Here is an 11,737-nt window from a genome sequence, read left to right on the forward strand (position 1 = left end):
CCAAACAGCGGACGGAGAGGTTCCGGCGTGATGTGAACCGCAGATAAAACGGTCAAAGGGGGTGAGCCCCGCCAAAAGGCGGGGCCTTCGTGCGCATAGGGGAACGGTCCGAACGCATCGAGTGTCGGCATGGCGCGATTCCTCTGCCGAAACGTTATGAACGCCGGCGCCGACTGTGTCCTCGGACACGGCCGGCGCCGGCACATCTACAGCAACTGCCTTGTACAGCTATGGCATTGACTACCGCAGCCGTGCCATCAGCGCGTGCTCGACCAGAGTGATCAGCGCGCTCTTGGCGTCCGAACGGTGCCGGGCGTCGGTGGTGATGATCGGGGTGTCGGGCCCGATCTGCAACGCTTCGCGCACTTCCTCCGGCTGGTACGGCTGCTGTCCGTCGAAGCCGTTGAGGGCGACCACGAACGGCAGGCCGCTGTTCTCGAAGTAGTCGACCGCGGGGAAGCAGTCGGCCAGCCGGCGGGTGTCCACCAGCACGACCGCGCCGATGGCGCCGCGGACCAGGTCGTCCCACATGAACCAGAAACGGTCCTGGCCGGGCGTACCGAAGAGGTACAGGATCAGGTCCTGGTCCAGGGTGATACGGCCGAAGTCCATGGCCACCGTGGTGGTGGTCTTGTCCCCGGTGTGGGTCAGGTCGTCGATACCCGCCGAGGCGGACGTCATGACGGCCTCGGTGCGCAGGGGATTGATCTCCGAGACGGCACCGACGAACGTGGTCTTGCCCACGCCGAAACCGCCCGCCACCACGATCTTCGCGGAAGTGGTGGAGCGGCTTTCGGAGACCGCCTCGCCGCTAGAGGTTGCGAAGTCCACTGAGCACCCTTTCGAGCAGTGTCACGTCCGGTGCGCCGGTGTTCTCGTCGCCGCCCGGCTGGTGAACGGCGACGAGACCCGCCTCGGCGAGGTCCGCCACCAGGATCCGGGCCACGCCCAGCGGCATGTTCAAAAGCGCCGACACCTCGGCGACCGACTTCACCTCACGGCACAGATGGCAGATGCGCTGGTGCTCCGGGAGGAGCCCCATGAGCGCTGCCGGATCGGCCGTCGTACTGATCAGTGCCTCGATGGCCAGCTGATAGCGGGGCCTGGTCCGGCCACCGGTCATCGCATACGGACGTACCAGTGGCTGGTCGTCCTCGTCCTCGTACGGCTCCGCATACGGATCATGAGAGGCGGTGGGCGGGGTCATGGGTCCTCCGGACGGGACAGCAAGTCGGTCAGTCAAGCCGTCTGACGGGGCCGGTGGGGGGATTGTGGCGGCCGGACGGTGATGTGGTGAGACGGGTGGTGCCGGGGCCGGTCAGTGGAGCAGACTTCCCTGTAGCTCGGCGCGCAGGTCCGGGGTGAGGACCGCTCCCGCACGGTCGACCAGGAGTGCCATCTCGTAGCCGACGAGGCCGATGTCGCACTCGGGGTGAGCGAGGACGGCCAGCGACGATCCGTCGGAGACGGACATCAGGAAGAGGAAGCCCCGCTCCATCTCGACGACCGTCTGGGCGACCTTGCCGCCTTCGAAGATGCGGGAGGCGCCGGCCGTCAGGGAGGTCAGTCCCGAGGCCACGGCCGCGAGCTGGTCCGCGCGGTCGCGCGGGAAGCCCTCGGAGAGCGCCAGGAGGAGGCCGTCGGCGGACACGACGACGGTGTGGGACACCCCGGGGGTGTTGTCCACGAAGTTGGTGATCAACCAGTTGAGGTTCTGTGCCGCCTGGCTCATCGGGCTCAACTAACGCTCCTGCTGGTGAGTGGGTCGAGGGAAGCTACCGGTCTGGTTGGACCCGGCCTGACGACCCTGTGCGATACCCCGACGGAGATTGGTCAGTCGTCCACGCACGTCGTCGGGCGCGCGCGAGACCTGCGGACCGCTCTGGTGGGTCTGCTCCTGAGCCGTGCCCGGGACGAGGTTCGCCTTGGGCACCCGGCGCGGAAGGCCGGAGGTGGTGACGCCGCCCGCGGCCGGCTTCCGGACGCGTTCGGCCTGCCGGACCAGCTCGTCGTTGGGCGAGCTGCGCCAGGTGGAGGTGACGGCCGGCTGGGGGCCGGTGGGCCCCTGCGGCTGCTGAGGTTGCTGCTGCGGCTGCGACGGCTGCTGCTGTTGCGGCTGCTGGGCCGGAGCGGGGGGATTGCCCTGCTCCTGTTCCCGGGCACCGTGGAACCAGTTGGTCTCCAGGGTGTCGTAGAGGGGGGTGCGCCCGTCACCGGGGCCGGACGCCGGCGGCAGCGCCCAGGCGTCGCTCGGCGCGCGGCCGTTGTGGGGCTGCTGCGGCGCGGGCTGCTGCGGCGCGGGACCGTGGCCCGGCTGCTGCTGCGGAGCCGCGGGACGCCGGTCGCCGAAGTCGGCATCCGTCCTTCCCCGCGGTCCGTTCGGCTGCGGACGCTCGAACTGGCCGGTGGAGGCCGGGTCCGCGAGGTTCGGGCGCTCCGGAAGGGCGTGCCGCGCGGGAGCGCCGCCGTTCTGCTCCGGAGCCGGGTACCGGTCGGCGGAGCCGCTGCCGTAGCCCTGCTGCGGAGCGGCGAACTGGCCGGTGTCGGACGGGTTCTGCCCGTTGTACTGGTTCGGGGGCGTGCCGTAGACGTCGCCGCGGGCGAACTGGGCGCTGTTCGCGTCGGGCCGGGCGTACTGGCCGGTGTTCTGCGGAACTCCGGGGCCGGGGGCGCCGTAGCCGGTGGGCGAGCCGGGGTTCTGCCGGTCGTCGAAGCGGGGCATCTCGGCCGTCGCGTCGGGAGCCTGGTGGTTGTCGAACCGCGGCATGGGGCTGGTGCGGGAGACGTCCGGCTCCTCGTGGCCGCGCGGGGCGTCCAGCGGGGCCCGGGGCGCCGGCGGCTGGGCGTTCTCGTCGCTCCAGCTGGGCACCCGCGGCTGCTGCTGGTCGCCGCCGGGCAGCTCGGCGCGCGGACCACCGCGCGGCGGCAGCTGCGGACGACGGCCGCGCTCGGCGTTGCCGTTGCCCCGCTGCGGCGGCACGGAGCCCCGGCCGCCGAACAGGTCCTGGCCCTGCGCTCCGCCCTGGCCCGGGGCCTGCATCCCCTGCGGGGCGCCCGGAGCCTGACCGCCGTAGCCGGCACCCGCGGGGGCCGGACGGCCCTGGCCCTGCGCGGAGGGAGAGCCGCCCTGTTCGAACAGCGATGGCCCCGAAGACCTGCCCGGCTGACCCTGCGGGCCACGTGCCCCGCCCGGGGCGCCCGGCCGGCCCTGGCCGTCCCGTCCGGGCAGCGCGGCCCGCGGACCCTGGCCGGCGGCGAGCCTGCCGCCACCGGGCGCACCGCCACCGAGGGCACCGGCGCCGGACTGACCGCCACCGGCGGACCGCCGTGCCGCCGCGGCACCGGCCGCGGCCTGGGCGGCGGCGGGACCGCCGACACCCGGCTGACCGGGCTTGCCCTGGGGCTTCTTGCCGCCCTGGGCGACGTCGACGGGCAGCATGACCAGCGCGGTGGTGCCACCGGAGTCGGACGGGCGCAGCTGGATGCGGATGCCGTGCCGCTGCGACAGCCGGCCGACCACGAACAGACCCATGCGGCGGGAGACGGAGACGTCCACGGTGGGCGGCGAGGCGAGCCGCTCGTTGATCGCCGCCAGGTCCTCCGGCGACAGACCGATACCGGTGTCGTGGATCTCGATCAGCACCCGGCCGTCGGGCAGCGCGTGACCGGTGACCTTGACCTTGGTCTGCGGGGAGGAGAACGAGGTCGCGTTCTCCAGCAGCTCGGCCAGCAGGTGCACGAGGTCGTTGACGACCCGGCCGGCCACTTCGGTGGTCGGCACGGCGGTCAGCTCGATGCGCTCGTACTGCTCCACCTCGGACGCGGCGGCACGGAGCACGTCGACCAGCGGGACCGGGCGGGTCCACCGTCGGCCGGGCTCCTCACCCGCGAGGACGAGGAGGTTCTCACCGTTACGGCGCATGCGGGTGGCGAGGTGGTCGAGCTTGAACAGCGAGGACAGCTGGTCCGGGTCGGCCTCGCGGGACTCCAGTTCGGAGATCAGCGACAGCTGGCGCTGGATCAGACCCTGGGAGCGGCGCGAGAGGTTGGTGAACATCGCGTTGACGTTGCCCCGCAGCAGGGCCTGCTCGGCGGCGAGGCGGACCGCCTCGCGGTGCACGTCGTCGAAGGCCGCGGCCACTCGGCCGATCTCGTCCCGGGAGTGCACACCGACCGACTCCACGGACGTGTCGACGTCCTGCGGGTCGGACTCGGACAGCTGCTTGACCAGCTCGGGCAGGCGTTCCTGGGCGACCTTGGTCGCGGTGTCCTCGAGCCGGCGCAGCGAGCGGATCATGGAGCGGGCCACGACGAAGGCGCCGACCAGCGACACACCGAGCACGAGCAGGATCAGCGCACCGGAGATGATCGCGTCGCGCTCGGTGGCGCTGCGCAGCTCACGGGCCTTCTGTTCCATCTCCTCGAGCAGCGTGTGCTCGACGTTCTTCATCTGCTGGATCTTGGTGGAGCTGTCGTCCAGCCAGTCCCGGTAGGACCGCTTGGCCATCGACTCCAGGCCGTCGGCCGACACCAGGGCGCGGTTCGCGTACTTGTCGGTGGCCTTGATGGTGGCGTTGCCGTCCTCGATGGGCAGCAGCAGCTCGGTGGCCTTGTCCTCGCCGTAGATGCTCTTGAAGCTGCGCAGCTCGGACTTCTGGCTCTCCAGCGCCGACTCGGCGTAGAGCCGGTCGTTCTCGGAGAGTTTGCCGAAGGTGTCGTTGCCGGCGGGCAGCGCCGCCGCGAGGACCGCGCGCTGGATCGACGCGTACTCCTTGGCGGAGGAGAAGGAGGCCAGGGCGCGGGTGCGCTGGATCATCTCGGGGTTGCTGGTCGCCTCGGCCATGTCCTGGGAGAGGTCGATCAGGTTCTCGATCAGACGGTGGTAGCCCTCGACGGTCTGGGTGGAGTTCTCCCCCGACACATAGGCCGTGTTGCGGATCTTCTCGAGGTCGCCCAGGTTGCCGGCGAGCTGGACCAGGTTGTCCCGGATGCCCTTGAGGTCGCCGTCCCGGCTGGCGTTGTTGATCTCCTCGGAGCTGTCGAGGAAGTTCTTCCGCGCGCGGTCGGTCTTCTCACGGTGGCCCTTGACCCCGAAGTCGGTGGCCTTGCCGCCGTGCGCCAGCGGGCCGGCCGACTGGTCGCGCTCCTCCTGGAGCGCGTGGGCCAGTTCGGTGGCCTGCTGGGTGATGTCCGTCAGCAGCTTCATGTTGTCGAGCTGCTGGATGTCGTCCATCGACTGGTTGATACGCAGGCCGCCCAGCGAGGTGGCCGCGACCACCGGGAGCGCGAGCAGCGACACCAGACGGGTGGAGATACGCCAGTTGCGCAGGGCCATGCGCGACCCCGGGCCCTCGGACTCCTTCGGCTGCGGGGACGGAACCGGGGGCGTGTCCGCCAGCCCTCCGGGTGCGGTTCCGGGGCGGCCGGGTCGTTCGCCGTCACCGTTCGCGGCCGGGTTCTGGTTCTGGGCGTGCTGGGGCGAGGAGCCGACGGCCCTGGGGCCAGTCCCGCCGTGCTGCTCCGGCTCAGCCGGAGCGCTGCCATCCCTCTTGAAACGTCCCTGCACTAGCGTCGCAACCTCTGGACCAGGCGCCCCTCCGCGCGAACGGCGGGACACGGTGTCGGCGTGAGTAGGGGCGCCCTGAATACGCCCCCGTGGTGGTCGTGAGTGACCGGCGTGGGTTCCCCCTTGCTCACCGCCACGATGGCGCGTTTGTGCGCCCCCTGTGCGCCGGATCGATAACTGCGGCGGTCCGGGGAATTCCAGCACAGTGCGGGATGCCCCAACAAGGCCCGAGGGTTATGCCGTGACTTACATGACGCCGAGTGTCCGAATCGTCACCCGGCGTGGAGGTCCGCCTCAGGCAAAGGGGGTGAATGGGGTTGATTCGAGGGGGCTCGAGGGGTGCCCCAGTCGCGATGATCAGGAGCGGAATGATCCATTCAGGTGGTCAATGTCCGTTTCGGCGGGATGGCATGCCGGTCCGGTTTGTCTTGTTTGGCTGTCGATTCGTGAGCAAACTCACACGGTGATCGTGGCCCATCGCGGCGATCGGCGGGGAATCAGATGTTTAGCCTGACGCTTTACAGGGATGGCGAAACAGACAACCCGCGTCCGACGGACGGTCCCCGGACCCCGTCGGACGCCCCATGAACAGGACAGGTTCGAGTAAACAGTGAAGACGACGACGATGTTCCACAAGATCGCCAACCCGCGACGCACGACGCTGGCGCACCTCGACGGCGCCGCCGAACTGCAGACGCCGGTCCACCCGGAGCACACCGTCGAACTCCCGGCCCAGACTGCCAACCCACGGCGCACCGTCCTCATGGAGATCCCGGTCGCGGCCACCGCCGCGAACTAGCGCCTTCCCCAGTCCTTCCCGGCACCAGTACCGACCAGTACGCGCGCCGGCCCCGAAACGCTCAAGGCGCTCGGGCCCGGCCGGTCCTGTGCCGGTCCCGCCCTCACAGGCGGCGCCCCCTCTTCCAGGGGGGCGCCGCCTGTCATGCGTGAGGTGTGCGCGCCCTGCCGCGTTAGCCTGGAGCGTCAGACTCCAGCCAGCTCAGTCAAGGTCAAGGGGCCAAGAATCCCGTGCGCATCGCCAGATTCTCCATCGACGGGAACGTCGCCTTCGGCGCGGTCGAGGGCGACCAGCAGGACGAGCTCGTCCTGGACATCATCAAGGGCATCCCGTTCACGGACTTCGAACTCTCCGGCACCAGGGTCCCGGTGAGCAAGGTCAGGCTCCTGCCCCCGGTGCTCCCCAACAAGGTGGTGGCCTTCGGCCGCAACTACGCCGAACACGCGAAGGAGATGGGCAACGAGGTGCCCGACGCCCCGTTCGCCTTCTTCAAGCCCGCCACCTCGGTGATCGGCCCCGGCGACGACATCCAGTACCCCTCCTTCTCCCAGGAGGTGCACCACGAGGCCGAACTGGCCGTGGTGATCGGCAGGATGTGCCGTGAGGTCCCGCGCGACCGGGTCAAGGACGTGATCTTCGGCTACACCTGCGCCAACGACGTCACCGCCCGCGACGTCCAGCGGCGGGAGACGCAGTGGGCGCGGGCCAAGGGCTTCGACACCTCCTGCCCCCTCGGCCCCTGGGTGGAGACGGACCTGGACCTCGCCGCGGCCGGCGACCTCACCGTCCAGCTCACGGTCAACGGCGAGCAGCGCCAACTCGGCCGTACCAGCGAGATGATCCACTCCATCGAGGACCTGATCGTCAACATCTCCGAGGCGATGACGCTGCTCCCCGGCGACGTGATCCTCACGGGCACCCCGGCCGGCGTCGGCCCCCTCAACGTCGGCGACGAGGTCGCCGTCACCATCGAAGGCATCGGCACTCTCACCAACAAGGTTGTCAAGCGTGGCTAGCGCAGCAGGTTCTCCAGTACGCGTCCGTTTCTGTCCGTCGCCCACCGGCAACCCCCATGTGGGCCTGGTCCGCACCGCCCTGTTCAACTGGGCGTTCGCCAAGCACCACCAGGGCACGCTGGTCTTCCGCATCGAGGACACCGACGCGGCCCGCGACTCCGAGGAGTCCTACACCCAGCTCCTCGACTCGATGCGCTGGCTCGGCTTCGACTGGGACGAGGGCCCCGAGATCGGCGGCCCGCACGCGCCCTACCGCCAGTCGCAGCGCATGGACATCTACGCCGACGTCGCCGCCAAGCTCCTCGACGCCGGCCACGCCTACCGCTGCTACTGCTCCCAGGAGGAGCTGGACACCCGCCGCGAGGCCGCCCGCGCCGCCGGCAAGCCCTCCGGCTACGACGGCCACTGCCGCGAGCTCACCGACGCGCAGGTCGAGGAGTACGAGGCCCAGGGCCGCGAGCCGATCGTCCGCTTCCGCATGCCCGACGAGACGATCACCTTCACCGACCTGGTCCGCGGCGAGCTGACCTTCACCCCGGAGAACGTCCCGGACTACGGCATCGTCCGCGCCAACGGCGCCCCGCTGTACACGCTGGTCAACCCGGTCGACGACGCCCTGATGGAGATCACCCACATCCTGCGCGGCGAGGACCTGCTCTCCTCCACCCCGCGCCAGATCGCCCTGTACAAGGCGCTGATCGAACTCGGCATCGCGAAGCAGATTCCGGCCTTCGGCCACCTGCCCTACGTCATGGGCGAGGGCAACAAGAAGCTTTCCAAGCGAGACCCCCAGTCCTCGCTCAACCTCTACCGCGAGCGCGGCTTCCTCCCCGAGGGCCTGCTCAACTACCTCTCCCTGCTGGGCTGGTCGCTCTCCGCCGACCAGGACATCTTCACCATGGACGAGATGGTCGCCGCCTTCGACGTCGCCGACGTGCAGCCGAACCCGGCCCGCTTCGACCTGAAGAAGTGCGAGGCGATCAACGCCGACCACATCCGCCTGCTGGAGGTGAAGGACTTCACCGAGCGCTGCCGCCCCTGGCTGAAGGCGCCTGTGGCCCCCTGGGCCCCGGAGGCCTTCGACGAGGCCAAGTGGCAGGCCATCGCCCCGCACGCGCAGACCCGCCTGAAGGTGCTGTCGGAGATCACCGACAACGTCGACTTCCTGTTCCTCCCGGAGCCGGTCTTCGACGAGGCCTCCTGGAACAAGGCCATGAAGGAAGGCAGCGACGCCCTCCTCCGCACCGCCCGCGAGAAGCTGGAAGCGGCCGACTGGACCTCCCCCGACTCCCTGAAGGAGGCCGTCCTGGCCGCCGGTGAGGCCCACGGCCTCAAGCTCGGCAAGGCCCAGGCCCCGGTCCGCGTCGCCGTCACCGGCCGCACGGTCGGCCTGCCCCTCTTCGAGTCCCTCGAGGTCCTGGGCAAGGAGCAGACCCTGGCCCGTATCGACGCGGCCCTGACGAAGCTCGCTGGGTAGTTCTTCTCGTACACCGGACAGGGGGCAGCAGCCGAATCGGCTGCTGCCCCCTGTTTTTGGCTTCCTGCTCGCGTGTTGAGGTCAGGGCGCTGACGGCAGGCCTTCACCTGCGCCCGCCCCGGGCAGTACGTGACCGTGCCGCGTGCCCGGCTGGCCGGGGATGAGCCTCGGAGGAACGGCGGGGGCCTTGAGGGGACCGAACATCAGGTTCGACGGCTGCTGCGTCCGCCGGTCGGACACGACGATCCCGCCCCGCCACTTCCCCACGGGGTCCTGGTACCGGAACTGCAGCTTCTTCAGCCGCCGCCCGAACTGCTCCCGCAGTGGCTGATAAGCGTCGTCACAGTGCACGTTCCACGTCACGTCGCTCAGGTAGGCGTGGCACGCGATGGGGAACAGCAGGGAGGACACCACGAGATCGGCGAGCTGGAGGAGCGTGTGAGTGTCGCTGTGACCGAAGACCGGCGACTCGATGACTCCGCGGAGGCTGTCACCGCCCGTGCGGTACTTGCGAGTGGTCACGCAGTGCACATTGGGCGCGTTCTTCACCTTCGTGCGGCTGTCGAGGACCATCATCCCGCGCGAGTGCTCGTGGGCGAGCTGAGCCTGGAAGGTCTCGTTCAGCGCGGCGACGGAGGCCGGGTACACCCCGGACTCGTCGAACGCCAGTCCCTCCTCCTTGACCCACACGCGGGCGAGGACACGGGTGTCGTGGGCCTCCAGTATGTCGAGCAGCGAAGCCACCAGCTCCATGGCCGCACGTCGCCAGCCGTGGTTGCCGGCGCGGAGGTTCTTGCGGACGTCCGCGCCCTTGATCTCGTGCTGGATCACCTCGGAGAGCTGCTCCGCGTTCCGTAACTGGGGCCGGTAGTGCTTCTTGACGTCGAGGAAGGCCCAGGTGAGGGACTTGACCTGGGCTCGGGGCACGGTGAATCCGCCGACGACGAGGACCGGAGGGGCGTCAGGTCTCACGGGATCGAGCGTCTGCCCGTTGCCCGCCTCGTCGATGTAGCACAGGTGCACCGAACCTCCCGAAACACGTCTGTGGCCGCCCCCGAAGGGACGGCCACAGGGTCTGCGCAGCCATATGCGCGGTTTTTTGCTTGCTGACTCCGATCCTGCCGAGAACGGCTACGGTCGGTCAAGCCGAGCGCACGTTAGGTGGATACGGTTTCGGTCAATCTTGACGGGCGAGGCCGAGAAACGCCGTCCAGGTGTCCGGGGCGACGGCGAAGCCGCCCTGCCCGGTGTCCTTGGAGTCGCGGATGTGGATGGCGGCGAGGGTGGAGGCGATCTCGATGCACTCGCCGCCTTCGCCGCCGCTGTGACTGCTCTTGAACCACTGGAGTGCTTGGCCTTCGGACTGCTCGGTGTTCATAGCTCTCCTTGCAGCAACTTCTCGATGTGGCGCAGGGATTCGACAGGAGACAGCGCCTGAGCCCGCAGGATTCCATACCGAACGGCGAATCCACGTACGGTTTCCCGGTCAGAGATCACCCGTCCGTTGCCCTGGCTCTCCACATACGCGACCTGTTCCCCTCCATGGGGTGTCATCAACGTGAAGGGTCCGTCCGCTCCCGCGTGATCCATGGTCCGGGTCGGCATCACCTGGATCTCAAGGTTGGGGTTCTCGCCCATCAGGCGTAGGTGCTCAAGTTGGCCACGGAGTACGTCGGTGCTTCCGTACGGCCGTTCCAGCACAGATTCCTCGATCATGAAGCTGAGCGTCGGAGCGGGAGCGCGATCGAAGATCTTGTGCCGAGCCATCCGAGCAGCCGCCATTTGTTCGATCTCGGGTTCGCTCCGCCGTGGGCGTCGCACTGTGAACATGGTCTTCGCATACGCCTCGGTTTGCAGAAGACCTGGGACCGCGAGGACAGCGTAGGCGTGGAACTCGACGGCTTCCTCCTCGATCCGCGCTGCGTCACGGAAGAAGGCGGGGTACCGGGTGAGCGCCACGGGCCGCTTCATGGCAAGCAGCATGCCTTCGGCTTCCAGCAGCTGATCGAGCTTGTCGATGGTGTCGGGCCGCGGGATGCGCCGCCCTTGCTCGATGGCCGCGACCTGCGCCTCGCTGTACCCGAGAAGCTGCCCCAGGGCGGCTTGGGTGTGTCCGGCGCGTTGCCGGAGGATCTTGATCTGCCTGCCGAACGACCGCAACAGCTCGTCAGCCGGGTCCGCACTCCGCTGTGCAACGGCCTGCCCCAGAACCTGTGTCATCGCTTTTCCCTTCGCACCTGACTCACCACCAACCCCGACAGGGCACCCACCGCAGCCATACGGCCACACGGTGTAAGGGTGTCGTCGCTGGTGACGGTACGCGCGCCGGACCAGGCTCGTGCCCATGGCGACAGAAACACACTCTTCCGGGGACATCTGCCGACTTCCGCAGTCGACGCAGGAGTTCCGCATGTCGTTCACGTCGACCCCGCGCGGCGCCCGGCTGGCCCGCAGACTCGCCTCCCACCGCCTCGACGCCTGGGGTTACCCGTACGAGTCCGACACGAACACCACGGTGACCCTGATCGTTGCCGAGCTCACCTCGAACGCGGTGACGCATGGCCGCGTCCCCGGCCGGGACTTCAGGCTCCACCTGTCACTGGACCCGGCCGCAGGACTCGTACGCGTGGAGGTCACCGACACACGGGACGACCGTATGCCGCCGGTGCCGCCCTTGGCGCCACCCGAGCCGGACGCGGAGTCGGGCCGTGGCCTGTGCCTGGTCTCAGCCCTGGCGAGCCGCTGGGCGGTGGTGCAGCGTGCGGATGGAGGGCCGGGTAAGACGATGTACGCGGAGGTCGACGTCTGAGGCGCAAGGTGGTGGAGCCTTGGGCTTGTCAAGTCTGGATGGTGTGGGGTTCGGGGGCCGTAGGATCCTC

The 11,737-nt window shown here is 69.2% G+C and carries 11 protein-coding genes; 4 read left to right on the plus strand and 7 right to left on the minus strand.

What is annotated here, in order from left to right:
• Nucleotides 1-240 precede the first annotated feature (240 nt).
• The 4 genes from ACWEQO_RS12800 to ACWEQO_RS12815 all read right to left on the minus strand — a co-directional run bounded on the left by ACWEQO_RS12800 (nucleotide 241) and on the right by ACWEQO_RS12815 (nucleotide 5,566).
• Nucleotides 241-831: a GTP-binding protein gene (locus tag ACWEQO_RS12800; RefSeq protein WP_452982080.1), complete on the minus strand. Its 591-nt coding sequence runs from the start codon at nucleotides 829-831 to the stop codon at nucleotides 241-243.
• The gene (locus tag ACWEQO_RS12805) at nucleotides 812-1,207 is read right to left on the minus strand and encodes a DUF742 domain-containing protein (protein ID WP_452982083.1); all 396 of its coding nucleotides are present in this window, start codon (nucleotides 1,205-1,207) and stop codon (nucleotides 812-814) included. Before ACWEQO_RS12805 ends, ACWEQO_RS12800 begins: the two co-directional genes overlap by 20 nt.
• A gap of 111 nt (nucleotides 1,208-1,318) precedes the next feature.
• Nucleotides 1,319-1,732, minus strand: a complete 414-nt coding sequence (locus ACWEQO_RS12810; protein ID WP_361453153.1) for a roadblock/LC7 domain-containing protein — start codon at nucleotides 1,730-1,732, stop codon at nucleotides 1,319-1,321.
• Between the two features lie 9 nt (nucleotides 1,733-1,741).
• Complete coding sequence (locus ACWEQO_RS12815; protein WP_452982086.1) at nucleotides 1,742-5,566, minus strand: nitrate- and nitrite sensing domain-containing protein; 3,825 nt, start codon at nucleotides 5,564-5,566, stop codon at nucleotides 1,742-1,744.
• A 610-nt stretch (nucleotides 5,567-6,176) separates the two neighbouring features.
• On the opposite strand from ACWEQO_RS12815, the gene ACWEQO_RS12820 reads away from it, so the two are divergent.
• The 3 genes from ACWEQO_RS12820 (at nucleotide 6,177) to gltX (ending at nucleotide 8,858) form a co-directional block, all read left to right on the plus strand.
• Complete coding sequence (locus ACWEQO_RS12820) at nucleotides 6,177-6,365, plus strand: hypothetical protein (RefSeq protein WP_361453165.1); 189 nt, start codon at nucleotides 6,177-6,179, stop codon at nucleotides 6,363-6,365.
• 230 nt (nucleotides 6,366-6,595) lie between these two features.
• Nucleotides 6,596-7,381, plus strand: a complete 786-nt coding sequence (locus tag ACWEQO_RS12825) for a fumarylacetoacetate hydrolase family protein (protein ID WP_361452925.1) — start codon at nucleotides 6,596-6,598, stop codon at nucleotides 7,379-7,381.
• Complete coding sequence (gltX, locus tag ACWEQO_RS12830; protein ID WP_452982090.1) at nucleotides 7,374-8,858, plus strand: glutamate--tRNA ligase; 1,485 nt, start codon at nucleotides 7,374-7,376, stop codon at nucleotides 8,856-8,858. Before ACWEQO_RS12825 ends, gltX begins: the two co-directional genes overlap by 8 nt.
• A gap of 81 nt (nucleotides 8,859-8,939) precedes the next feature.
• On the opposite strand, the gene ACWEQO_RS12835 is transcribed toward gltX, so the two are convergent.
• The 3 genes from ACWEQO_RS12835 to ACWEQO_RS12845 all read right to left on the minus strand — a co-directional run bounded on the left by ACWEQO_RS12835 (nucleotide 8,940) and on the right by ACWEQO_RS12845 (nucleotide 11,078).
• Nucleotides 8,940-9,881 (minus strand): DUF3800 domain-containing protein, encoded by a 942-nt coding sequence (locus ACWEQO_RS12835; RefSeq protein ID WP_452982093.1) that lies wholly within the window; start codon nucleotides 9,879-9,881, stop codon nucleotides 8,940-8,942.
• 154 nt (nucleotides 9,882-10,035) lie between these two features.
• On the minus strand, nucleotides 10,036-10,236 hold the full coding sequence (locus ACWEQO_RS12840) for a DUF397 domain-containing protein (RefSeq protein WP_452982096.1): 201 nt from the start codon (nucleotides 10,234-10,236) through the stop codon (nucleotides 10,036-10,038).
• On the minus strand, nucleotides 10,233-11,078 hold the full coding sequence (locus ACWEQO_RS12845; protein WP_452982099.1) for a helix-turn-helix domain-containing protein: 846 nt from the start codon (nucleotides 11,076-11,078) through the stop codon (nucleotides 10,233-10,235). Before ACWEQO_RS12845 ends, ACWEQO_RS12840 begins: the two co-directional genes overlap by 4 nt.
• A gap of 190 nt (nucleotides 11,079-11,268) precedes the next feature.
• Between ACWEQO_RS12845 and ACWEQO_RS12850 the strand changes: the two genes are divergently transcribed.
• Nucleotides 11,269-11,667: an ATP-binding protein gene (locus ACWEQO_RS12850; protein ID WP_452982102.1), complete on the plus strand. Its 399-nt coding sequence runs from the start codon at nucleotides 11,269-11,271 to the stop codon at nucleotides 11,665-11,667.
• The last annotated feature ends 70 nt before the right edge of the window (nucleotides 11,668-11,737 follow it).

The sequence above is a fragment of the Streptomyces sp. NPDC004051 genome (assembly GCF_053604275.1).

What these genes read in the sequence shown, in the direction of transcription:
- ACWEQO_RS12840 (WP_452982096.1), bottom strand. Translation starts at nt 10,236, where the DNA reads ATGAACACCGAGCAGTCCGAAGGCCAAGCACTCCAGTGGTTCAAGAGC.
- ACWEQO_RS12850 (WP_452982102.1), top strand. Translation starts at nt 11,269, where the DNA reads ATGTCGTTCACGTCGACCCCGCGCGGCGCCCGGCTGGCCCGCAGACTC.
- ACWEQO_RS12810 (WP_361453153.1), bottom strand. Translation starts at nt 1,732, where the DNA reads ATGAGCCAGGCGGCACAGAACCTCAACTGGTTGATCACCAACTTCGTG.
- ACWEQO_RS12805 (WP_452982083.1), bottom strand. Translation starts at nt 1,207, where the DNA reads ATGACCCCGCCCACCGCCTCTCATGATCCGTATGCGGAGCCGTACGAG.
- ACWEQO_RS12845 (WP_452982099.1), bottom strand. Translation starts at nt 11,078, where the DNA reads ATGACACAGGTTCTGGGGCAGGCCGTTGCACAGCGGAGTGCGGACCCG.